Origin of the sequence: Streptomyces sp. NPDC025273, from assembly GCF_040638585.1 — a bacterium.
Classification (GTDB): domain Bacteria; phylum Actinomycetota; class Actinomycetes; order Streptomycetales; family Streptomycetaceae; genus Streptomyces; species Streptomyces cinereorectus.
In genome coordinates this window covers 174,555-198,103 of the sequence record NZ_JBEZYP010000012.1, presented here as the reverse complement: position 1 = coordinate 198,103, position 23,549 = coordinate 174,555, and the positions used below count along the sequence as shown (strand labels likewise).

At 68.1% G+C, this 23,549-nt stretch carries 17 protein-coding genes and 1 pseudogene; 6 read left to right on the top strand and 12 right to left on the bottom strand.

Annotated features, from left to right (window positions below; all coding sequences use genetic code 11):
* Nucleotides 1–4: 4 nt before the first annotated feature.
* From AB0F38_RS21080 to AB0F38_RS21065, 4 genes are all read right to left on the bottom strand, one after another.
* Nucleotides 5–526, bottom strand: coding sequence for an SRPBCC family protein (locus AB0F38_RS21080; RefSeq protein WP_361895383.1), 522 nt, complete (start codon nucleotides 524–526; stop codon nucleotides 5–7).
* 210 nt (nucleotides 527–736) lie between these two features.
* On the bottom strand, nucleotides 737–2,335 hold the full coding sequence (locus AB0F38_RS21075; RefSeq protein ID WP_361895381.1) for a serine/threonine-protein kinase: 1,599 nt from the start codon (nucleotides 2,333–2,335) through the stop codon (nucleotides 737–739).
* 405 nt (nucleotides 2,336–2,740) lie between these two features.
* Complete coding sequence (locus AB0F38_RS21070; protein WP_361895378.1) at nucleotides 2,741–3,214, bottom strand: ATP-binding protein; 474 nt, start codon at nucleotides 3,212–3,214, stop codon at nucleotides 2,741–2,743.
* Between the two features lie 166 nt (nucleotides 3,215–3,380).
* On the bottom strand, nucleotides 3,381–3,908 hold the full coding sequence (locus AB0F38_RS21065) for a DUF6584 family protein (protein ID WP_361895375.1): 528 nt from the start codon (nucleotides 3,906–3,908) through the stop codon (nucleotides 3,381–3,383).
* A gap of 230 nt (nucleotides 3,909–4,138) precedes the next feature.
* On the opposite strand from AB0F38_RS21065, the gene AB0F38_RS21060 reads away from it, so the two are divergent.
* Both AB0F38_RS21060 and AB0F38_RS21055 read left to right on the top strand, forming a co-directional pair.
* On the top strand, nucleotides 4,139–4,849 hold the full coding sequence (locus AB0F38_RS21060) for an AAA family ATPase (protein ID WP_361895372.1): 711 nt from the start codon (nucleotides 4,139–4,141) through the stop codon (nucleotides 4,847–4,849).
* 42 nt (nucleotides 4,850–4,891) lie between these two features.
* A complete protein-coding gene (locus tag AB0F38_RS21055; RefSeq protein ID WP_361895370.1) occupies nucleotides 4,892–5,272 on the top strand; it encodes a hypothetical protein in 381 nt (126 codons plus the stop codon).
* A gap of 81 nt (nucleotides 5,273–5,353) precedes the next feature.
* Here the strand turns inward: AB0F38_RS21055 and AB0F38_RS21050 are convergent, their stop codons facing one another.
* From AB0F38_RS21050 to AB0F38_RS21040, 3 genes and pseudogenes are all read right to left on the bottom strand, one after another.
* Entirely contained in the window at nucleotides 5,354–6,415 is a 1,062-nt protein-coding gene (locus AB0F38_RS21050) for a MarR family transcriptional regulator (protein WP_361895367.1), read from the bottom strand.
* A 439-nt stretch (nucleotides 6,416–6,854) separates the two neighbouring features.
* A pseudogene (locus AB0F38_RS21045) lies at nucleotides 6,855–7,135 on the bottom strand (IS6 family transposase); the annotation flags it as partial.
* A 147-nt stretch (nucleotides 7,136–7,282) separates the two neighbouring features.
* Entirely contained in the window at nucleotides 7,283–7,957 is a 675-nt protein-coding gene (locus AB0F38_RS21040; protein ID WP_361895364.1) for a S1 family peptidase, read from the bottom strand.
* A gap of 484 nt (nucleotides 7,958–8,441) precedes the next feature.
* On the opposite strand from AB0F38_RS21040, the gene AB0F38_RS21035 reads away from it, so the two are divergent.
* Nucleotides 8,442–12,062: a WD40 repeat domain-containing protein gene (locus AB0F38_RS21035; RefSeq protein ID WP_361895361.1), complete on the top strand. Its 3,621-nt coding sequence runs from the start codon at nucleotides 8,442–8,444 to the stop codon at nucleotides 12,060–12,062.
* Here AB0F38_RS21035 and AB0F38_RS21030 read toward each other — a convergent pair.
* Nucleotides 12,017–12,316 carry an NIPSNAP family protein gene (locus AB0F38_RS21030; protein ID WP_361895358.1) on the bottom strand — a complete coding sequence of 100 codons (300 nt, stop codon included), beginning with the start codon at nucleotides 12,314–12,316 and terminating at the stop codon, nucleotides 12,017–12,019. The genes AB0F38_RS21035 and AB0F38_RS21030 overlap by 46 nt on opposite strands.
* A 209-nt stretch (nucleotides 12,317–12,525) precedes the next feature.
* Between AB0F38_RS21030 and AB0F38_RS21025 the strand changes: the two genes are divergently transcribed.
* Nucleotides 12,526–14,664, top strand: a complete 2,139-nt coding sequence (locus AB0F38_RS21025) for an AIPR family protein (RefSeq protein ID WP_361895355.1) — start codon at nucleotides 12,526–12,528, stop codon at nucleotides 14,662–14,664.
* 176 nt (nucleotides 14,665–14,840) lie between these two features.
* Here AB0F38_RS21025 and AB0F38_RS21020 read toward each other — a convergent pair whose 3' ends face one another.
* Complete coding sequence (locus AB0F38_RS21020; RefSeq protein WP_361895352.1) at nucleotides 14,841–15,332, bottom strand: hypothetical protein; 492 nt, start codon at nucleotides 15,330–15,332, stop codon at nucleotides 14,841–14,843.
* Nucleotides 15,333–15,737: 405 nt separating this feature from the next.
* Here AB0F38_RS21020 and AB0F38_RS21015 point away from each other — a divergent pair, with 405 nt between their 5' ends.
* The gene (locus AB0F38_RS21015) at nucleotides 15,738–16,616 is read left to right on the top strand and encodes a helix-turn-helix transcriptional regulator (RefSeq protein ID WP_361895349.1); all 879 of its coding nucleotides are present in this window, start codon (nucleotides 15,738–15,740) and stop codon (nucleotides 16,614–16,616) included.
* Nucleotides 16,613–16,867, top strand: a complete 255-nt coding sequence (locus tag AB0F38_RS21010) for a DUF397 domain-containing protein (RefSeq protein WP_361895346.1) — start codon at nucleotides 16,613–16,615, stop codon at nucleotides 16,865–16,867. Before AB0F38_RS21015 ends, AB0F38_RS21010 begins: the two co-directional genes overlap by 4 nt.
* A 73-nt stretch (nucleotides 16,868–16,940) precedes the next feature.
* Here AB0F38_RS21010 and AB0F38_RS21005 read toward each other — a convergent pair whose 3' ends face one another.
* Genes AB0F38_RS21005 through AB0F38_RS20995 form a run of 3 tightly spaced genes read right to left on the bottom strand, consistent with a single transcriptional unit; the run spans nucleotide 16,941 to nucleotide 23,526 of the window.
* Complete coding sequence (locus tag AB0F38_RS21005) at nucleotides 16,941–20,120, bottom strand: type I restriction endonuclease (RefSeq protein ID WP_361895343.1); 3,180 nt, start codon at nucleotides 20,118–20,120, stop codon at nucleotides 16,941–16,943.
* Nucleotides 20,117–21,412: a restriction endonuclease subunit S gene (locus AB0F38_RS21000; protein WP_361895340.1), complete on the bottom strand. Its 1,296-nt coding sequence runs from the start codon at nucleotides 21,410–21,412 to the stop codon at nucleotides 20,117–20,119. The genes AB0F38_RS21005 and AB0F38_RS21000 overlap by 4 nt, the downstream gene beginning before the upstream one ends.
* Complete coding sequence (locus AB0F38_RS20995; RefSeq protein ID WP_361895337.1) at nucleotides 21,409–23,526, bottom strand: class I SAM-dependent DNA methyltransferase; 2,118 nt, start codon at nucleotides 23,524–23,526, stop codon at nucleotides 21,409–21,411. Before AB0F38_RS20995 ends, AB0F38_RS21000 begins: the two co-directional genes overlap by 4 nt.
* Between the last annotated feature and the right edge of the window lie 23 nt (nucleotides 23,527–23,549).

Below are 23,549 nucleotides of genomic sequence, written 5' to 3'. Positions count from 1 at the left end.
CGACTCAGGCTTCGCGGGAGGCGCTGCGCTCGGTGGGCAGGCCTCGCTTGGCGCGCAGCCGGCGCACCCAAGGACTCCAACGTGCGGGCCGCTCCGGGGGCTTGCCCATCAACTCCCGGTGGCAGCGGTCCAGCGCGTCCTCGACCACGGCGTCGTGCACCCAACGCGTGATCAACGGCCACATCCACAGCATCCGCCCGTGGACGCGGGCGGATGCCTCGTGCCGCACCACCGTCCCGGAGTGCTCCCCACGCAGCTGCGGCTCGACGACGAAGCGGTGGTGGCCGCGCAGGCCCAGTCCAGGACCGAGCTCGAAGGTGACCATCCGCCCCGGCGTGTAGTCCACGACGGTGTAGGTCATGCTGCCGTGGCCTCCGGTCGCGCCCACCGCGAGGGGCCCGTCGAACGTCATCGGGGGCCAGTCGTCCACCGGCCACAGCCGGTCGTCCTCGGAGGCGAGCGAGTCGAGCAGGGGGCCGACCTTCTCAGGGTCCACCGGCCACCAACGTTCGTGCACATTACGCATGTTGTTCTTCTCCTCGACACGACTGCGCTCCGCTCGGCCTCGCTTCGGCCGACCGTGGCAGTGCACGCTAGCAGGGCGGAGGCCGCCTTTGACGCGCAGGTTTGCCACCGTCCGGGCCCCTCGCGGATCGTGGGTGCATGGGTCTCCTCCGTGGTCGTCGTCATGGGTATCTCGGGCGTGGGCAGGACCATGGTGGCGCGGCCCTGCTGGCTAGGAGGCAGGGCCGTCGAGGTCGAGCTTGATCAGAGCCAGCGCTTCGGCGACCTCTTCGGTCATGTCGTCCTCGGCGCCGAAGACCAGGCACAGATCGTCGTGGAGTGGTGCGAGGACCAACTGCGCATCGCTCGCCAGCCCCTGGGCGAGCAGCAGCATTCCGATGTCCCGCCGCAATTCGACCGCTTCCTCGCTCGCATCGCCGTCCACCGTGCGAACGATGTCCAGAACACCGCGCAGGGCGGTGAGTGCGTCGGTGACCTGACCGAGTTCGGCACGGCATCGTGCGGCCTGGGCGCGGCACGCGCGGGCCTGCACACCGCTGGTTCCGCCGGTACGTGCGTACGCGTCCGCCAGGGAGTCGAACTCCGGCAGCGCGGCCCGGTAGTCCCCGCCGAGCAGCCGGATCGCGGCCCGCTGGGTCCGCAGCTCCAGCACCTTCCTGCTCTCCGGACCGAGTGCACGTGCCGCCGGATCGATGATCTCGCCCAGCACCTCGGCGGCCTGGGCGAACCGCTCCTCGTCCAGCAGGGCGTCGGAGTGCGCGTACGCCTCCGCGATCTCCTCACGCAGCCGCTCCGGCAGGGGCACGGGAGCCGGCGGCACCGCGGCCGGATCCGGCGTCGTGGGAACGGGCCGACCCGCGCCGGCGCGGGCGCGCGGTGCGTACGGCCGGCGGAAGAGGGCTGTCGGGTCCGGCGCACCCTCCGGCCCCGCCTCACGGGGTCCGGGCCTCTCGCCGGGCGGCGGCAGGAACGGCCGCAGCCGTTCGTAGACCTCCTGTACGTCGGCGGGCCGTGCCTCCGGTGCCTTGAGCAGCAGGTGCAGGACGAGGTCCTCCAGGGCGGCCGGTACCTCGGGCCGGAGGACACGCAGGGGAGTGGGTGCGGCGTTGACGTGCTGATACATCACCAGGTACTCGCTGTCGGCCGTGAACAGCGCCCTGCCGCTGAGCAGTTCGTGCAGCACGCAGCCGAGCGCGTACAGATCGGTCTGCGGGCTGGTCCGCCCGCCCCGCACCTGCTCCGGAGCCATGTACTGATACGTACCGATGGGGCTGCCGGTCGCGGTCAGCTTGGTGACGTCCGTGCGGAGGATGGCGGCGATGCCGAAGTCGAGGACCTTCACCGTGCCGTCCCGTGCGACCAGGATGTTGCTCGGCTTCAGGTCGCGGTGGATCACGGGCACTTCGTGGGCGTACGACAGCACGGTGGCGACCTGCGCGGCGACGGCCACGGCCCAGCTGACCGGCAGCGGGCGCTCCGGGTGGATGTAGGCGGACAGGGGCACCCCGTCGACCAGCTCCATGACGAGGAACAGCCGTTCGTACGTGGTGTCCGTGTCATCGAGCACCGCGTCGAACACCTGCGGCACTCCCGGGTGCTGGATCCGCGCGGTGATGCGGGCCTCGCGCTTGAAGCGCTTCGCGAACTCCTCTGCCAGCTGCGGTGATCCGGCCACTGCCTGCCGCCGGACGACCTTCACGGCGACGGGCCGGTCCAGCACGGCGTCGTAACCACGCCACACGTCCCCCATACCGCCGCTGTTGAGCTCCTCCAGAAGCTCGTACCGTCCGGCGATCGGCTGCTGTGGCACCTTGCCCCCGTGTGTGCGTGCGCTGCTGGCCGACGCGTGCAGGCGCGCGGACCCCGACATGGTGGGGCAAGTCTCTCCGGGCGGTGATCTCCAGTCCAGCGAGGCCGCAGGAGTGCTCGTTTTCCGGTCACCGGAGGCGTAGTGGGCCGGGGAGGTGCTCGACGGGCCGTTCCTGAGGAGGCTGAAGCCGGGAACGTGGGAGCGGGCGAGCTGTCGGATCTCCGTGGTCCGGGGTCTGCTGTGCGGGGTGCGGGACTCCGGTTCGGCTGGTTTCCGACGATGCGTCGGCAGCGGTGCGGTCAGCCGAGGCTGACGTTTCGGAGGTCATCCTGTCGTCTCCGGCGCGTGAGGGAGTTCCCTGAGGTGGGCCCGGGCGCGCGCAGGGGCGCCCGGGCCCGGAATCGGTCAGGGCGACTGCACCTCCACCACGGCCCACACCGTTTTCCCGGGCCCGTCCGGACTCGGGTACCAGCCCCAGCGGTCGGTGAGGGCGGCGACCAGGAGCAGGCCGCGCCCGCCGTCCTCGTCGTCCGGGGCCGCCGGCTCGGGGAGGGCAGGCAGGCGTTCGCCCCGGGTGTCGGTGACCTCGACGCGGATCGCCGACCCTTCGGCCGTCAGCCGGAGCCGGAAGTCCCTGCCGGGCACGTGGCCGTGCCGCACCGCGTTCGCGCTCAACTCGGCGACGGTCAACGTCAACGCGTCGTGGGTGTCGCTGCCGTACGGGATGCCCCAGGCGTCGAGACGTTCACCGGCCAGGCGGCGGGCGAGACGGGCCCCGCGAGGGGTGGAGCTGAAGCGCATCGCGAAGTGGTGCCAGGGAAAGGTGGGGCGGGGCGCCCGGACAGGACGCACGGGCAGTGGGGGCGGCTTGCTGGTCATGACTCAACGGTGACCCGTCGTGCCGGAGCGTGACCAGGGGTGACGCGCTGTCGCGTGGTGGATGTACGTGAGGGTGAGGGGCCAGTACGCGGCAGGGGCAGGCGGCGGACCGGCTGGGGCGGAGCGCCGGATGAGCGGCGCTCCTCACAGGCCCTGGTGACCTGAGTCAGTCGAAGAGGGCGACGAGTCCGTTCACCCAGATCGCGAGGAACACAAGCGCCGCCACCAGGCAGCCGACGCCCGCCAGCACACCGCCGACCGTCCATGGCTCGGAGGGCGCCTCGTGCTCCCCTTCCAGGTCGTCCAGGTAGGAGGCGGGGTCTTCCCAGTCGACGGGGTGTCCCAGCTTTTCGGCACAGGCGGTCCGCACCGCGACCAGCTGTCCCTCCGCGAAGTTGGTGGCGGCCTTCGCCTCAGGGCCGTGCCAGGCGAGGGCTTTCATCCGCCACACCGGGGACCCGTATCGAGTCTCGAAGGCGGCGGTCTCGTCGGCATCGCGGTCCTCTTCGAGGTACATCCAACGTCCAGCCTCCGCGGCGTCGCCGTAGAGCCGGTACACCTCGGCCAGACGACGGCGGAGTGAAAGGTCGTGCGGGAAGGACGAGACGAGACCGCGCAGGCGCTGGCGCGCGACGGGAACCCGGCCGGCGGCCAGGTCTGCATCGACTCGGGCAAGTGTCTCTCTCAGGGGCATGAATGCATGATCGTGTACCGCACTGATCTACGTCGAACTGGTTTCGTCGCTCAGCACCCCCCGTTGACTCGGACGCCGGAGGCCGGCTTGGGGGCGCTGAGGAGCCGCCCCGGCACACATGGCCAAGGCTGCGCGACCGACCGGACGCACCGCAGCAACGAGCAGGAGATGCTGGTCCCGACGGCCTGGGGGCACGTCACCTCGTCCGAGTCCTGCGCGACACTGGTCGAGTGATTGTCGAACGCGCGTATGCCCACCTCTCCTCCTACGACGAGGACGCCTGGCCCTGGTCCGTGCCCTGTGTCCGGCAGCTGCTCGACGAAGGGCTGCGCTTCACCGCGCCGGTGACCTTTCTGGTCGGTGAGAACGGCTCGGGGAAGTCGACCCTGGTCGAGGCGCTGGCGGAGGGGTTCGGTCTGGACTCCTACGGCGGCTCCCACGACTGGCGCTACGCCTCCCCGCGTGGCAAGTCGGAGCTCGGCGAGCGGATGAGGTTCGACGCGGCCTCGCGCGGGCGCCGTATGGCCACCAGCTGGTCGGCCCGCAAGGGCTTCTTCCTGCGGGCCGAGACGGCGCTGGACGCCCTGGACAGGGAGGGGTTGTCGCCGGACTCGGTCAGCCATGGCGAGGGCTTCCTCGCGGCATTCCGCGGTAAGTTCCTCCACGCCGGGCTCTATGTTCTCGATGAGCCGGAGGCGGCGCTCTCCTTCTCCTCGTGCCTCGAACTGATCGGGCACATCGACCGGTTGGTCAAGGAGGGCGGCCAGGTCATCTGTGCCACGCACTCTCCCCTGCTGACTGCTCTGCCGGGCGCGGACATCGTCGAGGTCGGCGAACACGGCATGCGGAGGGCCGTCTGGCAGGAGCTCGGCCTCGTGGATCACTGGCGCCGCTATCTCGCCGACCCGCACGCCTATCTGCGGCACATCGTCGAACCGTAGGGGCGGCCCCCCTCAACTGTCACCCGTCCGTAGGCTCGGGCCATGAGCGTCTCTCTCTACTACCGCGCGACCCGGGCGATTGCGCCGACCGAAGCCGAGGCGGCCGCTGTTCGGCGCGTGGTCGCCGCCCACAGGGCGTCGTTCCCGTATCAGGACCAGGAGAGTCTGTGCCTGTACGACAGCGATGACTGCCGCCCGCACGAGATCGTCGCCGGGTCCACCAAGCTGCCGTTCGATCCCGGCCGGGTCCTGCCGGTGCTCAGCCATGTGCTGGGCGCGGTCAGCGAGTTGCGCCGTGCTCTGCCGGGAGCGGAGTGGCGCGTGCACATGGACGACCTCGACGTCCCGTGGGACGAGACCGGCGGCTACGCCTTCCCCGGCATGCACGAAGCGGACCTCGCAGCCGAGCTGGGCGGCCTCTGAGGACCCGGACCCGGACCCGGCGGAGCCCGCCCGGTGGGTTCACCGCCCGCACTTCGTGCGCCCGTGAGGTGGCCCGGGTGGTCAGGGCAGCCGTGTCAGTGCGCGCAGCTCGCTGACCAGCGCGTGCACATCGCGTACGGCGGGTGGGGCGGCGGGGGCCGCCGGGGTGGCGTCCGGGGCGGTGGTGCGGCAGGGGCGGCACAGGCCGTCGGGCAGTGCTTCGGGTGCCCCGGGACGGCCGCATTCGGTGCACTCCGCCAGGAGGCGGCGTCCCGGAACGGCGGGCGTGGCGGGTGCGGGGCTGCTGCTGGCCAGGTGGGGCGGGAGCTTGTCGACGAGGCGGCGGCGTACGAAACCGACGGGGGAAGCGACCTGCGCGGGTAGCCCCGCGGCGAGGGCCTGGGCGAAGTAGTCGGCGTCCACGCCGCGTGCGAACCAGGTGGCGGCCAGGGGCTCCAGGACACGGCAGTCGGCTGCGGAGAGCACCAGGCGCGTGTCCGTGCGCCCGAGTCGGGCCAGGGCGAGGTATGCGGGTGAGGGCTCGACCGGGGTCGTCGCCGCCGTGCGCTGCCCGGGCACGGCGGGCGCCGCGGGCGCGGGGTGCGCCGCCTCGCTTGCGGCGGCGGCCGGGGCCGGGTGCGCGGTGGCCGGTGACGGGGGCGCGGTCAGGGGCGTGGCCGTGGTCTGGGGATCCGCACCGGCCTGCGGGGGAGCGGGTGCGGCTTCCGGCGTCGGGCGGTTGCCCTCGGCGGTCAGGAACGCGTCCCACCACTCGTTGTCGTGGGCGGTGCGCGACCAATAGGTGCGGGACACCCAGCGGACCTGGTCCCGCTCGCCGGCCAGGCAGCGTACGCGCCGCAGATGCCCGGCTACTCCGAGGGCCTTGAGGGCGCTGGAGACGGCCATCTGCCCGTACGGGGGCAGGTGTGCGGCCAGCGACTTGATGTCCATCGCCGAGCCGTCGGGAAGCCGGTCGAGGTATCCCGCGATGTACCGCTCACGCTCCGGCAGCAGGACGAAGTCGTCCGCCCGGGGCGGGCGTTGGCCTGGAGCGGTGCGCTTGCCGTAGCCGGGGCGTGCTTTGGCGTACGGGCGTGAGGATGCGGGTGCGCGGAGGGCAGGGCTAGGGTGCTCGGTAGCCACGAGATCGCTTCCTTCGATCTTGGGGTGAGACCCCGGCCCGGTGTTTGCTGCACCGCGTCGGGGTCGATTCGTTGGGCGCACCGTAAGCAGCCGTAACGATGCGCTGCAAGCTGATCACCTTTAGTCATATCAACTGGCCGTGGCGGGGCAGGGAGGGCAGGGAGGGTGGGGAGGTTTCCCCAAACCCCTTCTTCTGCCTACCGGGTGAACAGCATCGCTCGAATCCCGGCGCTCGCGTCCCGACCCCCGCATCCCGAAGCTCAAGCGTCGGGCTCGCCCCCTGATGGCGTCCCCCTGACGAGTGAACGCCCGGTCCCGAAGCTCGGGGCTCGCCGGCCGAGTTCCGAGCGCCTAGTCATCCAGCGTCGGAGCCCGGTACGTGTCCGGAGGCAGACTTTGACCGAAGCCCGCCTCTGCGCAGCTGTACGGTGCCCTCCTAGACGACGGCCCGGCACAAGTACTTCTGCTCTCCGTTGGTCTTGATGAAGACCTTGTCCAGGTGCCACTTGTCCCCGGGCCTCGCACGCCGGTGGCGTAAGCCTGCCCGCACTTCGTGCACCAGTGGCCGACGGTCTCATGGGACACGGGCAGGCCGCGCTGCAGCATCAGCTCCCCGACCTCCCGGAAGCTGAGCGGGAAGCGGAAATGCGGCCGTAGACAGTGCGCGATGACCTCCACCGGGTACCGGTGCCCCTCGTGCGACGGCGGCGCGTTGTCCACGGACGACCCGTCCCAGCGTGATCAACTCAAGGAGCATCCCACCCTGTCGGCCAACGTGACAGCGCCTTCGGGAAGGTACGCCCTTCGCTTACCTTCCCGAGGACGATCCACACGTCATGAGCATTGCTCGCCCGGCGGCCGGGGCCGTCAGTACAGGGTCAGGCCGTAGGCCGCCAGGACCTCGGTGATCGGCTGGTGGAAGGTGGTGCCGCCGGAGGCGCAGTTCCCGCTGCCGCCCAAGATCAGACCGAGGGCCGTGGTACCGGAGAAGGCGGGACCCCCGGCGTCGCCCGCCTCGGAGCAGATGTTGGTCTGGATCAGGCCGTAGACGATGTCGCCACCACCGTAGTTGACCGTGGCGTTGAGGCTGGTGACCGTGCCGCAGCGCATTCCACTGCTTTGACCGAGGTGACAGACGGACTGTCCGACCCGGGGAGCGGCGGCCCCGGTGATGTCCCGGACGACGCCGCCGCCCAGGTTGATCTCACCAGAGTAGGAGAGGGTGGTGTTGGTGTAGCGGACCAGCCCGTAGTCGTTCCCCGGGAAGCTGTATCCAGCGGTGGTTCCGACGGGCACTGTGCGGGCCGAATCCGCGTACCAGGTGGTGCTGGTACGCGCGCAGTGCCCCGCGAGGATGCCGTAGTACGTGCTGCCGCCACGGGCGTTGAAGGCGACCGTGCAGCGAATGCCGCTGTCGCCGTACAACGTGTCGCCGCCGCGTACGACGGTCGGCGCCGCCGATGCGGCGGGTGCTGTCAGGAATACCGCGGCGAGGGCGGTCAGGAGGGCAGTCAGGGTTACGAGGATGGGCGAGCGTCTCACGGTTCCTCCCAATGGGGACGCGGTGGAGTCGCGCTCCGGTTCACCCATGGTGGGGGAACCGCCCCCGAGTCGACAGGCCGCCTCGGAAAAAAGACCGGCCGCATCGGAGTGGGCAACTGGAACAGATCATCCCTTCACGGGCATCGCCGCAACGCAACGTACCCGTGAGGGGCCCGCCGCAACGCTGAACCGGCGTTGCGGCGTGGCGCGTCCCGATCCGCGACTGCTCGTCTCCAGACCGTGCGGGGCGCGTTGTGGGCTGACGATGGTGGCTCGCGACCCCTGCGTCTCCATCCAGTCGTCGACAGCCCCGCTGGCTCCGGGCCGGGCCCACCCCACGGCCTGGATGACGACGCTGCGCACCTGGCTTGTTCTGTCGTGTGTGGTTGAGATCGACTACCGCGGGTTCGATGATGTCCGGGGCGACGGGGAAACGAGGGCTCGCGGTGACGCTGAGAAGTAACGGCTCAGTGGGCGATGCGCCATGAGGCAGCGTGTACAACTCGCCCTCCAGGTGGCGCTGGTTCTCGTCGCCAGCCTATTCGGGATCGTCACCAACTACGCCACCGGCGTCGACGAAGCCCCGTGGTTGTTGCAGGTCATTCAGAAGGCTTCCGTCCCCGCCATCGGCCTGTTGGTCGTCGCGATGGTGGTGGGCCAGGTCGTGGTGTACCGGCTGGAGAATCCGGCGCCGCCGCGGGTGGACTGGCCGCGTGACCGAGTCCCGTACCCCGGACTGGACGCCTTCGAGGAGGACGAGACGGCCGTGTTCTTCGGCCGGGAAGCTCTGACCGCCGAGCTGACGCGCAGACTCAACATGTCGACGGACAGAGCCGCTGACCGGTTCCTCCTGCTCGTCGGCGCCTCCGGAAGCGGAAAGTCCTCCTTGGTCAGAGCCGGTGTGATGCCGCGTCTCCGGGACCGGCGATGGACGTTGGTGCCCGCCTTCACCCCGGGGGCGAACCCGCTCGGTGCGATGGCCGCAGCCCTCGCATCCGCCGGTGGAGAGCAGGAACCCGCGAGCGCGGTCCTACGCCGGCTCCGGCAGGGACCGGCCGCGGTGAGAGCCGAACTGAACCGGCTGCGCCGTGGCCGATTCCGGCGGGTGCTCCTGGTGGTGGACCAGCTCGAAGAGGTGATCACCCTCGCCGGTGAACGGGAACGCGCCCAGTTCCTCGACGCACTCCGCCTCTGCGTGGAACAGGACACGAGCATCCGCGTATTGGCCACACTCCGGGTGGATTTCCTCGGCCGGCTTCTGACCACCGGACATGCCGAGATCTGGCAACACCCCGTCACCGTCGGTGCCCTCGGTAAAAGCCAGTTCGCGCAGGTCGTGGAACGCCCTGCCGCCCTGGTGGACCTTTCCTTCGCCCCCGGCGTCGTCGACACCATCGTCGACGACGCCGGCACGGAAGACGCCCTGCCGCTGCTCGCCTACCTCCTCCAGGAGCTCTACTTCGCCTCCGGGCCCGGCGGAAGAATCACCGAGGAGCTGTACCGCAGCCTCGGCGGTGTGGCAGGTGCTCTCGCACGGCAGGCGGATCACACGGTGACCGGGCTCGACCAGACCGACGGGATCACGTTCGCCCTCCGGGTCCTTCTCAGGTTCGTCACGGTCCAAGGGCAGGAAGTGGCCCGCACGCGCGTCCCGCTGTCCGAACTCACCGCACGGGAGCGGCGGGTCGTGGACGCCTTCGTCGACGCACGTCTGCTGAAGTCCGACGTGGCCGGCGACGGCGTCCCCGGCCAGGAGTTGCCGTACGCGCAGGTGACACACGAGGCGTTGTTCCGCCAGTGGGCTCCGCTGCGCCAGGAGGTCGAGTCGCGCGCGGAACAACTGCGGGAGCGTGCCGAGCTGGAGCGATGGGCCGAGGACTGGGAACGCTCCGGCCGCAGCGACGACTACCTTCTCACCGGTGAACGGCTGACCCTGGCCCAGCGCAGGCTCACCACGCTGGAGGAATTCGGCATCGCCCCCGAGCCGGTCCGTGTGCTCGTGCAGTCCTCGCAGCGACGCGATCTGGCCTTCCTCCGCCGCGTCTCGGACAGCATCGGCCAGTACGCGCTCGGGAGTGCGGAGACCCACCCGGAGCGAGCCATACTCCTGTCCCTGGCCGCGCTCGGCGAATGCACGCCGACGCCCTCCGCCCGCCGCGGCCTCATGGCGGCGCTGGCAGCGAGCCACCTCCGTACGCGAGTGGACGCGCACACGGACACCGTCCGCCACATCGCCTGGTCCCCGGACGGCCGACGACTGGCCACCGCGTCACGAGACGGCAGCGCGCGCGTCCTGGACGCCCGGTCCGGACAGTCGCTGCACGTCCTGCCGTCCGACGGAGCGATGGTCGAGTCGGTTGCCTGGTCGCCCGATTCCGCGTACGTGGCGACGGCGGGCCGGGAGCGGGTCGTGCGCATCTGGGATGCCGTGTCGGGTGAGCCCGTGCGGTTGCTGACCGGAGCCACGGACATCGTGAGACAGGTGGCCTGGTCACCCGACGGACGGCATGTCGCCGCCACTTCGAAGGACTGCGTCGTACGCGTGTGGGAGGCCGGGACGGGCAGCCTCGCACAGGAACTGGAGGGACACCGGAACGATGTCTGGGGCGTCACCTGGTCACCGGACGGGACCCGGATCGCGTCGGCATCGCACGACCAGACGGCCCGCGTGTGGGTCCTGGCCACGGGTACCGCGGACGTCGTCCTGGAGGGGCATACGGACTTCGTCGAAGGCATCGCCTGGTCGCCGGACGGCCGCTCCATCGCCACGGGCAGCGGCGACCACACCGCCCGTATCTGGGACGCCCGGACCGGTGCGCTGCGACTGCTGCTGCGCGGCCACACCGACTACGTGTGGAACCTGGCATGGTCCCCGGACAGCTGCGCCCTCGCCTCCGCTTCCTCCGACCACACCGTGCGACTCGTCAGCGCACAGGACGCGAAGGTGCTGGCCGTGCTGCGCGGCCACACCGACACGGTCTGGGGTGTGACCTGGTCGCCCTCCGGCACCCAGCTCGCCACGAGTTCGACCGACGGTTCGGCGATCGTGTGGGACCTACGTCCACGAGGAGCGGAGGTCGTCGCGGCCGACGGCCACCGCGGACCGGTGAACCAGGCATCCTGGTCCGCCGACGAGCAGTGGATCGCCACGGCCTGCGACGACGCGACCGTACGCCGCTGGTCCTCCAGTGACGGGACTTGCGTAGCGGAGCCGCTGAGACTGGACGACCGGGTCTGGAGCGTGGCGTGGTCCCCGCTGCCCCAGGACGGCAGGCTCGCGCTCAGCACCAACGACGGTCTCTTCCGCATCCAGGACGACACCGGCGCGGTGCTGGTCGAGAAGCGGGGAGAGGTCGTCGAGTCATGCGCCTGGTCCCCGGACGGCCGCCGTATCGCCACGGGCGGACACGACGGCACCGTACGTGTCCGGGAGGCGGACACCGGCACCGAGCTCACCACTCTGACCGGCCACCAGGACTGGGTGGGACGCGTCGCATGGTCGCCCGGGGGAAGATTCCTCGCCAGCGCATCGGACGACCGCACCTGCCGCCTCTGGGACGTCGCGGAGAGCCGGCAGCTCACCGTCCTGCGCGGCCACGACAACTACGTCGACGACGTCGCCTGGTCCCCGGACGAACAACGGATCGCCACGGCCTCCGGTGACTGGACGGTAGCGGTGTGGGAAGCGACCACGGGCCGCCGCATCCATGTGCTCACGGGCCACGAGGGACGCGTCCGCTGCGTTGCTTGGTCTCCCGACGGCCGTTTCGTCGCCAGCGGCTCGGACGACCGGACCGTGCGTGTCTGGCTCGCCGACACCTTCGACGAGGTCGCTGTCGTCGGCGTCCACCAGGACAAGGTGTCGTCGGTCGCGTGGTCCCGGGACAGCACCCGTCTGCTCACCGCCTCCTTCGACGGAACGGCCCGCATCTGGTCCGCCGAACCCGACTACGACCGGCTCGAAGCCCACGCTCGGGGGCGTGTCTTCCGGACCCTGGACGAGGACGAACGACGACGGCACCTCCTGCCCCCTGGCGGGGGTGTAGCCGGAGAGCCGACTCAGTACCGCTCTTCCACCGTCCGGTCGTCGGTGCTCACGAGGTAGTCGTCAGGATCGAGGCCCATCGCCTTGCGGGCGGGCGAGGCCCAGTACATCGCGTTGCGCTCGGCGAATGTCTCCGGGCCCTCGTAGGAGACCAGCCACACGAACTGGTTCCGCTCACGATCGACCCAGGCCCCGCCGATCGTGAACCCCAAATCCAGCCGCAGCGGCACGATGTCGGCCGTCCAACGCGCCACCCACTCGTCCAGCAGGCCGTCGCGGACGGTGTAGGTGCGGAGCTGGGTGGTCTTGGCCATCGTGGGGGTGCTCCTGGGTCGGTCGGTCGGGGTCGCCCATTGCGAATGCGGCAAGGCCCTCCAGGCTGGCGTTCGAGTGTGCCGAGAGGGGACACAGGGCGGCCCCCCCAAGCGTAAGGCCCTCCTGGTGCTCGGGATGCTTTTCGATTGGTGCAACGAAGTCACTACTATGTGTCAACACACCAGCTGGGCGCTTCCGGGGGTATGGCATGGACGACGCAGAACGCAGGAACGCAACGGCTCCGATCCGGCGGCATCAGATCCGGACTGCGTTGCTCAAGCAGTATGCCGGTCTCATCTACGACGACGACCTGAAGGCGTATGACCAGCAAGGCTACGAGCAGCGCTTCTTGTCCCGCGCACTCACAGCTGCGGCGATCCGGGTCGTCACCGGATGCGACCACAGGACTGCCGGCCTGTCGGTCATCGACGGGGAACTCGACCAAGGCATCGACGGCGTGGCAGTGACCGAGGGCACCCAGGAGGTCTGGCTCGCCCAGGCGAAGTGGAGTGACGACGGAAAGGGCAAGTTCAATACCGCCGCGGCCCACAAGTTCATACACGGTCTCCGCCTCATCGAGCAGCGCAGTTACGACCGTTTCAACGACCGCCTCGACCCCATCGTGGCCCGCGTGAACTCCGCCATGCATGACGCCCGGCTGAAGGTCACCCTGGTGATCGCCGTTATGGGGGCGGGGGTTCTCAGCGATGAGGTTGTTGCAGTCCTTGAAGACGCCCAGAAGGAGTTCAACGGGCTCGGTCCGGTCCTGGACTACCGAGTGGTCAACGCGGCGCACGTGTTGCGGCAGGTCCAGGAGGACCTCGCCCCCGAGCCGGTGCGTGTCACCGTCCGGATGACGAACTGGCTCAAGCGGAACACTCCACTTGTGGCCTACCAGGGAACCGTTCCGGCCAGCAACATCGCTGAGTGGTACGGGGACCACCAGGACCGCCTGTACTCCCAGAATCTGCGTCAGAACCTGGGTGCCACGCGGGTCAACTCCGGCATGCTCGGCACACTCGCGAAGGAGCCGGAGAACTTCTGGCTCTTCAACAACGGTGTGACTGTGCTGTGCGACGGCCTGGAGGAGGTCTGGCCTGGACGGCGCAGGCCTGACGAACCGGTGCATCTACGGCTCAGCGGGGTCAGCGTGGTCAACGGAGCGCAGACGGTCAGTGCGGCGCACAGGGCGATGCAGTCGTCCCCTGAGGCAGTCGAGGACGCTGAGGTCACGGTGAAGGTCATCGTCGTCGACGAGCACATGCCGGACTTCGCGCGGCGGATCACGGAGACGACCAACACCCAGAACCACGTGGAGCAAAGGGATTTCATCGCCCTGGACGAAGTCCAGGCAATGATCCGGGAGGACTTCGCCCTGTCGCTGCAGAAGTCCTATGTGTACAAGCGTGGCGAGTCGGACCCCGCCCCCGAGGAAGGGTGCTCGATGGTGCAGGCCGCCACTGCTCTGGCGTGTGCACACCACGGCACCGAACTCACCGTGCGCGCCAAGCGGGACACTGACCTGCTCTGGGAGCGAGGCGGTGGCGGCGCGTATCCGCGCCTGTTCGGGGAGCGGCCGAGCGCCTTCCAGATCTGGCGTTCGGTGTTGGTTCACCGCGCTGTCGGAGCGGCTCTCAACGAAGAGCGCAAGAAGTTCCAGAAGCGTGCAGCCGATGTCGCCCAGCGAGGTGACCTGCTGATCACGCATCTCGTATTCCAGCTCATCGAGCAGGATCGGATCGACGATCCCGAGTTCGACTGGGACACGGTTCTCGCGGATGTGCCTGAGCTGACCACTCGGGTGCTCTCGTGGCTGATTCACCACATCGATAGTGAGTTCGGGGCGACATCGTTCCTGAGTGGCACTCTCACGGACGTGGTTCGCTGCAAACAGCTCGCGGCCCTGGTGCTCCGTGACGCGCAGCGTGCAGGCGTCATCCCCGACCTGCCCGCCGAGTACCGGCCCTCCAGCGCGGTCCAGCGGAAGAGCCGACGGCCTAACGCGGTACCCACGCTCGTGGATCACCGAAAAATCGTGGACGGTACCCCATTGCGACTTCGGCTGGGAAACAAGCCTGAGGTCAAAGCCCTTGAATCGTGGCTTGCCCAAGATCCTCGGCGGAGTGTGGCGACCTGGGTCAACGACCGTTCGAAGTGTCTCCTCTGGGCGGTGGACAACCGCGCATACTCGCCTACGCGTCTGGTGCTGCACATGTACGAACTCGCAGGCTGGGAGGATGCCCCCGTGGCGGTGCAGGGGCCTGCCCGATGGACACTCGACGGAGGGAGTTCGACTCTCTCGGACATGGCGCGAGTGTTGCTGGACGAACAGGCCGAGCAGGAGTGAGCAGCGGTCCTTCACGCCATGGGTGAAGTGTCGGTGTGACGGCTGCGTGGGTCGCAGCGTTGGGCCCGGCGTCAACCGCACGGCGTGTTCAGGGCCCGTAGCAGCGCCCCCCGAACTGACGCGGACACACGGGCGCCGCCGTCGGAGAGGTTCTGCCGAGGGCGGCGCGAGGTGGGTCAGTGGAAGTGCAGGGAGGCGGAACCGGGCTCGGCGGAGATCGAGGACGGGCAGAGGAAGCTGCCTGAGCTCTTCGAGGCGGTGAACGCCTTGTTCGTGTAGGCGCGAGTGGAGCCGTCTCGTGTCCACCCGACGTTCGTGGCCTTGTAGGAGCAGGAGACGATGCTCTGCTTCACCGTGATGTCGATCAGGTCGGACGTCGCGGTGCCGGCCGCGTCGTCGAAGGTGAGTGTCGGGTCGCTGTTGAGGGTGGCGCTCGCGCCACCACCGCAGCTCACGCCTCTGTTGACGGTGGAGCGGTCGATGGTCAGGGTGGAGGGCGGGTTCGCGCTGGTGGTGGCATCGGCCCAGGTGCAGGTGCTGCCCGCGGCCGTGATGGAGCCGTCGACCAGCTGGGAGGCCGCAGGGCCCGCCGCGCTTGCGGTGGAGACACCGGCGGCGGCCGCGACGACCAGGGCGGCGATACACGAGAGTTTCGGTGCGAGCCTCATGTCACTCCTTTTTGCCGCGTTCGTGTGGGGGTATGACCGAAGCCGCTCGCGCACGCGGCGAGACGCGGAACTGGGCTTGTCATGGAAGGTCTCACAGAAAGGCCTACATGTCATGGGCCTGTCAAATGTTGGCCGGATGGCTTGCATGGGAGCGGCGACCGACAGCATGCGGGTGTGCGGCCTGACGACCACTCGTTGGAGGTAACTGACCGCGAACGCTGTGCGGGCGGATGAGTGGGTGATTACGGTGCCCGAGTGGGACGAGCCGGGGCGGGCGCTGCGGTCCGGGGGCCGCGGACGCGGGTGATGTCGTCCTGACGGGTGAGCCGTGACGTCCTGTCCGCTGTGTGACGGTGGGGCGCGACGGGCGTGGGGCGTGTACGTACGTGGGACAGGTGGTGGCGGATGACGCGGGACGAGACGGGTGCGGGCGTGGGTACGGGGGAGGGCGCGGAGCCCTCGGCCGGGACACAGCCGGAGGGCAGGTCGGAGAACGGGGTGGCGGTCGCCTTCGGGCGACAGTTGAAGTTGCTGCGGGTGCGGGCCGGGCTGGACCGGGTGGAGTTCGGCAAGCGGGTGGGGTATGCGGCGCAGTCGGTCGCGTCGTTCGAGCAGGGGCGGAGGATTCCGCAGCCGGGGTTCGTGGACAAGGCGGACCGGGTGCTGGAGGCCGGTGGGCTGCTGGTGGCGTTGAAGGATGAGTTGGCTCGGTCGCAGTATCCGGCGTTCTTCCGGGACGCCGCGCGGTTGGAGGCCGAGTCGCTGGAGCTCTTCCTGTATGCGGTGAGTGCCGTACCCGGGCTACTGCAAACCGAGGAGTACACCCGTGCTCTGCTTGCGATGCGGCGACCATTGCTTGACGAAGACACGATCGAGCAGCGCGTGTTGGCACGCATCGCTCGTCAGGAGGTACTGACTCGGTGGCCTGCACCCTTGATGAGTTTTGTAATCGAGGAATCCGTGCTGCGTCGGCCGTTCGGTGGCAGGGCTGTGCTGCGAGGCGTGTTCGAGCAGATGCTACTGGTCGGGCGTCAGCGCAGCGTCGAGATTCAGATCATGCCGACGGTCCGTGAGGACAACGCCGGACTGGATGGGCCATTCACTCTGATTACGCGCAAGAGTGGGGAGCAGCTTGCGTACTTGGAAGTACAAGGGCGCAGCATCCTGCTGACCGACCGCGAAGAGGTGCGCTCCGTAGCGGCACGTTATGGGATCATCCGTTCGCAGGCTCTGAATCCGCAGGAGTCTCTGGCATTCATCGAGAAGTTGCTGGGAGAGCTATGAACACCACCGATGCTCCTGCCACGCAGGAGCTGGCTTGGTTCAAGAGCAGCTACAGCGGGGCTGAAGGCGGCGAGTGCGTGGAAGTCGCTTGGCGCAAGAGCAGTTACAGCGGTGCAGAGGGTGGTGACTGTGTCGAGTTCGCAGCTGCTGCCACCCACGTACACATCCGGGACTCGAAGCAGGTCAGCGGCCCCATGCTGACCGTCGGGCCGGATGCGTGGGCCGGGTTCGTCGGGCTCGTCGCCGGCTGAGGAACGTACACGTGAGGGTCTCGCCGCAACACCGAGCCGGTGTTGTGGCGGGACCCTCACGCGTGTGCGGGGACTACTCGTCCACGTTCTCCTCGCGGCGGATCATTCGCCACGCGGCCCGGCGTGCGCTGCGGTCCAGGTTGGACCGGAAGCTCTTGTCGGGGCCGAAGTACTGGCGCCCTATGCCGGCGGTCGTCTCGATGTGGTCGGCCATGTTGTCGGCGAAGGCCCGGTCGAAGACCTTGCCGAAGTTGGCCTCGTCGTTGACGACGGCTGCCGCCCGAACCTTGGGGTCTTCCTTGGTCTTGTTGAACGGCTTGCGGACGTCTTCTTCGGTGAAGTCCGTGCCGAACTTGGCGTTGAACGCCTCGATCAGCTCCGACAGCAGCGACTTCTCCGCCTCTGCCGCGCCGCCAGCCCCCTCACCGAAGCCCGGAAGCTCGGTCGAACCTTCGGGGGTCAGGGAGACGTCGTACTCGCCCGTCTTCTCGACCCGCAGGTGGCTGAGGTCGATCTCCCCTATGTCCACGCCACCGTCCGCCCGGCGGGGGAGCCGGTTCAGGAGGTAGCGGCCGTAGAGGTGGAGGCGTTCCAGCTCGGCGTCACGGTACGGGACGATCTGGGCGAGGAAGCCGTACTTGCGGACGTAGTCGTTGAGGTCCGCGCGGAAGTCCTCCGCCGTCTCCACGTCGTCATCCTCCTCGCTCTCCAGGAGCGGGGTGAAGCGGGCGACGGCGGGGGAGAGGAGCCGGTACAGCTCCGCGTGCAGCTTCTCCCACTTCGCCTGCGAGCCGGCCGCCTTCTCCTTCGCCGCGAAGTACGCCGCGGCGAACTCGTCCATCTCCGACTCCGAGATGATCGGCGCCGACATGACCCGGCTCTGGGCGGTGTAGAGCAGGTTCGGGTCGGACGGGAGGGTGTTGGCCTCCTCGAAGTACGGGCGGAACGCGTCCCGGATGTCCTCGGCGTCGTTCGTGAAGTCCAGGACCGCGAGGTCGGCCTGCGTCTTGCGTTCCGCGGTGCGGTTGAGACGGGAGAGGGTCTGTACGGCGGAGATACCGGTCAGCTTCTTGTTGACGTACATGGTCGTCAACAGCGGCTGGTCGAAGCCCGTCTGGTACTTCTCCGCGACCACCAGGATCTTGTACTCCTGCTGGCCCCGGCCGCCCGCGCCGACCGCCTTGTCATCTGCGCGGGTATACGCGAACGCCTTCGGCAGCGCGCTCTCCGCGATGCCGCCGTTCTCCTTCGGCTCGGTCGTCTCCTCGTCGTCGATCGTCAGCGAGCCGGAGAACGCCACCAGGACACCCAGGTCCGGGTACTTGGTGTCGTAGTCCCGGTCCCTGATGTAGCTCTTGATCGCCCGCGCCATCTGCGCGGCCGACTGCCGGGTGGGCGTGACCACCATGGACTTGGCGCGCCCGCCGAGCCGGCCCCGGGAGTGCGCCAGGAAGTGCTCGACGATCACCTGGGCGTGCTGGGAGACGGTGTAGTCGTGGGTGAGCGCGTACCGGGCGAGCAGGCTGTTGGCCTTCGAGGGGTCCACCTCACGCTCGTCCGGATTCTGGTTCACCAGCTTCCAGTACGTGTTGTACGTGACGTAGTTCCGCAGCGGGTCGAGGATGAAGCCTTCCTCGATGGCCTGGCGCATGGAGTACGTGTGGAAGGGGCGGTAGGCCGCCTTGCCGTCCACGGTGTCTTCCGTGCCGAAGAGTTCGAGGGTCTTCGCCTTCGGGGTGGCGGTGAACGCGAAGTAGGAGAGATTCGCGGCCTTCGAGCGCTCCGCGGCCTTCTTCCTCAGCTTCTCGTCGAGCGTGACGGCCGTCGCGCCCTGGTCCTCCGAGTCGGAGTCCAGACCGAGGTCACGCAGCGCCGCGCGCACGGCGGTGGCGGCATCTCCCGACTGGGAGGAGTGCGCCTCGTCCACGATGATGGCGAAGCTGGTGCCCTTGATCTCGGTCGGGTTGCGCTGGATGTAGTCGAGCAGTGCCGGGAACGAGTGCAGGGTGACCGTGACGATCTTGCCGGTGTCCCGGGACAGCGCGCGGGCGAGCTGCTCGCTCTTCGAACCGTGCTTCTCGTCCACCTTCACGACCAGGCCCTCGGTCTGCGAGAAGCTGCCGACCGTCTCCCGGAGCTGGGCGTCGAGGTTGCGGCGGTCCGTGATCACGATGACCTTGTCGAAGACCGGGGCACCCGGCTTGATCCGTCCGGCCGACAGGGCCTCGGGGTCGAGTGTGCGGGGATCGGTGTCGGCGTGCAGGTCGCTCAGACGGTGGGCGAGCCATCCGATGGTGTTCGACTTGCCGGAGCCGGCGGAGGCCATGATGAGGTAGTTCTGGCCCACACCGAAGGTCGCGGCGTGGGTGGTGAGCTTCTTGACCACGTCCCACTGGTGGAAGCGCGGGAAGATCGTCGACTTGGTCGTCCCGCCACCGGGGGTCTTGGTCTTCTGCTGGTGTACGTAACGCTGCAGCAGGTCCAGCCAGTTGTCCCGCGCCCAGACCTGTTCCCACAGGTAGGAGGTGGCGTAGGTGCCGTACGCGGTGGGAGCCGGGTTTCCGGCGCCGCCGGGCAGGCCGGCGCCGTTGGAGCCGGTGTTGAAGGGCAGGAAGCGGGTGTTCTTGCCCCGGAGCTGGGTGGCGACGAAGACGAGGTCCGGGTCGACCGCGAAGTTGGCGATGACCCGGCGGGTGAAGATCAGTTCGGTGGGGTCGCGGTCGGTGCGGTACTGCTCCTTGGCCTGCTCGACGCCCTGCCGGGTGAGCGGGTTCTTCAGCTCGGCGGTGGCGACGGGGATGCCGTTGAGGAACAGGGTCAGGTCGAGCTTGTTGCCCCAGTCGGCCTGCTTGGTGGCATAGACGAGTTCGCGTACGACGGTGAGGCGGTTGGCGCGGTAGCCGTCGAGGACGGAGTCGTCGGCGACGAGATTCGGCTTGAAGTAGGCCACGCGGAGGCGGACGCCCCGGTCCTTGACGCCATTGCGAAGGACGTTCAGTAAACCGTCATCGCTGATGGCCTTGTCCAGGCGCTGGGCGAAGCCGCGCTGGGCGGCGTTGGGGTCGCTGCCGTAGACGGCGAGCAGCTCGTCCCACTCGCGGGGCTGGCTCTCGCCGATGAACGTGAACAGCTCGTTGGTGTCCAGGCCGAGGTCGGCCTGGTAGTCCTCGGGGCGGGCCTCGCGCCAGCCGCGCTCGGTCATGGCGGCGACGATGGCGTTGCCGAAGGCGGACTCGTCGTGGATGGGACTCACGATGTCGGGACTCCGTCCGTTACGTTGCGGCCGCTGGCGGTGGAGACATCGAACTGGCCGGTCACGGCGGCGGTGATGAGGGCTTGGCGGCGCTCGGCCAGCAACGTATTTTGGCGGGCCAGCTTTTGCTTCAAGAGATCCAGCGAGCCCACCTCGGTACGCAGACGCGTGACAATCTGTTTCTGTTCGCTAACCGGAAGTGAAGGAATGGGAATTTCCTTCATGGCACCCACATTGAAATGTGCTTGAATGCTGCCGACGGAGTGTTCGGAGACCCGAGCGCGGGAATAGTCCGAGTTGAGGACGTACTCTAGATACTCGGGGTCGACCCTCATCCCTGGTCTCACAATGATGAGATCGATGCAGTTGGAGCCATCCAGGTCGGATGGCACTACGGCGGCTGCCCCGGCTTGACCAGTGCGTACAACGACCACGTCACCAGTCTTGAGTCGCGACTTAGCGTTTTCGGTGTCTCCAGCTGCACTGATGTGTACGAGCTCACTCGCATCGATGGAGCCAGGTTTGACGTTGGTTCCACGTAGTGCTGGTGTGCCACCAGATTCCACGTACCATTTGGCGGGCGTAATGACTATACCCACAGTGACATCCGCCACGAGGTATTTTAGAGGTACCAGAGAATGGTGTTTGCTTTCTCGCTCAAGGCCGAGTGTTGACTCGATGAAACGTTCTCTCTTGAGTTGCAGGAGCCCTTGCATGCGGCTCCTTTTCGCTGCCATCCGATCTATGCGGGCGGTCTCGGCGTCAAGGAAGTCGGCGATGCGGCGCTGCTCCTTCAGTGGGGGCAGCGGGATAGGGGCATCACCGAGACGGTCTCGGTTGAGCTCAATCTGGTTCGTGGCTCCAACCACGAGTGCCGCGTACACATATTCTTGGAAGGGTCGCGAACCTAGCCAATAATAGGAAAATCGCGCATCCAGTTCGTCGGGCTTGGCTCGGGCAACTGTGACATGGCTGTCTGCCATGCATGGGAGCCCGTCTGGTGACTTACTGAAGTAACCGATGCGTCCCAGAGTGCCTGTGCCTGTGGAATTGATGAGCACGTCGTCCGGACGAAGGTAGCCCTTGAGCCTTGTCGGATCGCCACTGAAGTTATGAAAGCGGGTACGGGACCAGTCGAGGCCCCCCGCCTGGTTCGTGGCTTGACTAATGGCCCGCACTGGCCCTTCGTCCACGTAATTCGGCGCAGACCCACGATTCAGCCGGGAAGACACATGCTTCAATGGAGCCACGGACCAAGCGGCGGGGAGGGGGACACCCAGTACGGAACTCATTCCGTCACCTCACCCAGCAGCGCTTGAATCTCCGTCTCAAGCGTCTTCAGCTCCGCGTCGATCTCCGCCAACGGCCGCGGCGGCTTGTATACGTAGAAGTGCCGCGTGAACGGGATCTCGTACCCCACCTTCGTCTTCGTGTGGTCGATCCACGCGTCCGGCACGTGCGGGTGCACCTCCCGCTTCAGGTACTCCTCGACGTCCTCGCCCAGCGGCACGTTCTCGTAGTCCCGCAGCTCACTGTCCGGCTCCGACTGGCCGCCCTTCAGCAGCTGCACCTCGCCCTCCGGGTCCCGGACCCCCACCGTGTCCCGCAGCGCCTTCGTGAACGTCGCGCCCGTCGGGCCCTGTACGCCGGCTTCCGCCATGGCGTTCCGTACCGCCACCTGCGCCTCCGACTTGGTCGCCCACTCCGTGCCCAGCAGCGGGCTCAGCGCGTCGCCCAGCACCTGCGCCTCGGCGTCGGCCAGCTTCTGGAACTGGGCCTGCTCCTCGTCCGTCAGCTTCCGCCGGGCCTTCGCCTTCGCCGCCAGCTCCGGTTCGCGCGGCAGGAAGCGCTCCTCCGCCCACTTCTGTACCGGCTTCGACGCGAGCAGCGCAGCCAGCGTCTCCTCCATCAGCTCGAACCGCAGCTTCAACGGCCGCTCGACCGTGATGCGCTGGTAGCCGAAGGCCGTGTTGTCGAAGACCTTCACCTTGGTGTGCATCGGGTGTTCCGGGTCCGCCGCGGCGGTCACCGCCTCCCCGTACAGGCGGGTGATGTCGCCGATGTGGTTCGGCTTGCCGTTCGTCCCGTCGCCCAGCTCCTTGCGCTTGTCGCCCAGCGACTTGCGCATCTTCACCCACTGGTCGCGCGCGTCCAGCAGGACCACCCTGCCCTTGTGCTGATGGTCCTTGCGGTTCGTCAGGATCCAGAAGTAGGTGGAGATGCCGGTGTTGTAGAAGAGCTGGTCCGGCAGGGCGACGATCGCCTCCAGCCAGTCGTTCTCCAGGATCCAGCGGCGGATCTCGGACTCACCCGAGCCGGCCGCGCCCGAGAAGAGCGGGGAGCCGTTGAAGACGATGGCGATGCGCGAACCGCCCCCGCCCTTCACGTCCACCGGCTTCATCTTCGAGATCATGTGCTGGAGGAAGAGCAGCGAGCCGTCGTTGATGCGGGGCAGGCCCGCTCCGAAGCGGCCGGAGTCGCCCAGGTTGTTGTGCTCGTACTCGACTTCCTCCTTGACCTTCTTCCACTCCACGCCGAAGGGCGGGTTGGCCAGCAGGTAGTCGAACTTCTCCCGCTTATGACCGTCGTCCGAGAAGGAGTTGCCGAACGCGATGTTCTCCGGCTCCTGCCCCTTGATCATCAGGTCGGACCGGCAGATCGCCCAGGACTCCGGGTTGAGTTCCTGGCCGCTCACCTCAACTGTGGCGTCCTCGTTGTACGCCTTGATGTGATCCTCGGCCGCGCTGAGCATGCCTCCCGTGCCGCAGGCCGGGTCCATGACCGTGCGTACGACGCCAGGCAGGCTCAGCGCGTCGCCGTCCGGGGCGATCAGCAGGCTGACCATCAGCTTGATCACTTCGCGCGGGGTGAAGTGCTCCCCCGCGGTCTCGTTGGACTGCTCGGAGAAGCGGCGGATCAGCTCCTCGAAGATGTACCCCATGTTGTGGTTGGACACGACCTCGGGGCGCAGGTCCAGGTCGGTGAACTTACCGATGACCTGATAGAGCAGGTTCGCGCTGTCCAGCTTGCGGATCTGCTGGGCGAACTCGTACTTCTCCAGCACCTCGCGGGCGTTCGGCGAGAAGGCGCCGATGTAGATCTGGAGGTTCGTGGCCGCGTTGTCCGGGTCGCCGGCGATCGACTTCAGCGTCAGGCTGCTCGTGTTGTAGAACGAGTGGCCCGCAGCACGCGGCAGGAAGTAGTCGGGGTCGAGGTCCTGTTCCCTGCATCGGACCACTGCTTCCGCGACCTCGTCGCGCGTCGGCTCCAGGACGCACTCCAGGCGGCGCAGCACCGTGAACGGGAGGATGACCTTTCCGTAGTCGGACTGCTTGTAGTCGCCGCGCAGGAGGTCGGCGACGGACCAGGCGTGGTTCGCCAGCTCCGTGTGTTTGCTGCTGTTCAAGGGATTCCCCGGTTTCCTTTTCC

Bases quoted from the DNA above. Each gene is read 5' to 3' on its own strand.
- AB0F38_RS21080 (WP_361895383.1), bottom strand. From the start codon at position 526: ATGCGTAATGTGCACGAACGTTGGTGGCCGGTGGACCCTGAGAAGGTC.
- AB0F38_RS21070 (WP_361895378.1), bottom strand. From the start codon at position 3,214: ATGACCAGCAAGCCGCCCCCACTGCCCGTGCGTCCTGTCCGGGCGCCC.
- AB0F38_RS21065 (WP_361895375.1), bottom strand. From the start codon at position 3,908: ATGCCCCTGAGAGAGACACTTGCCCGAGTCGATGCAGACCTGGCCGCC.
- AB0F38_RS21055 (WP_361895370.1), top strand. From the start codon at position 4,892: ATGAGCGTCTCTCTCTACTACCGCGCGACCCGGGCGATTGCGCCGACC.
- AB0F38_RS21035 (WP_361895361.1), top strand. From the start codon at position 8,442: ATGAGGCAGCGTGTACAACTCGCCCTCCAGGTGGCGCTGGTTCTCGTC.
- AB0F38_RS21030 (WP_361895358.1), bottom strand. From the start codon at position 12,316: ATGGCCAAGACCACCCAGCTCCGCACCTACACCGTCCGCGACGGCCTG.
- AB0F38_RS21025 (WP_361895355.1), top strand. From the start codon at position 12,526: ATGGACGACGCAGAACGCAGGAACGCAACGGCTCCGATCCGGCGGCAT.
- AB0F38_RS21020 (WP_361895352.1), bottom strand. From the start codon at position 15,332: ATGAGGCTCGCACCGAAACTCTCGTGTATCGCCGCCCTGGTCGTCGCG.
- AB0F38_RS21015 (WP_361895349.1), top strand. From the start codon at position 15,738: ATGACGCGGGACGAGACGGGTGCGGGCGTGGGTACGGGGGAGGGCGCG.
- AB0F38_RS21010 (WP_361895346.1), top strand. From the start codon at position 16,613: ATGAACACCACCGATGCTCCTGCCACGCAGGAGCTGGCTTGGTTCAAG.
- AB0F38_RS21000 (WP_361895340.1), bottom strand. From the start codon at position 21,412: ATGAGTTCCGTACTGGGTGTCCCCCTCCCCGCCGCTTGGTCCGTGGCT.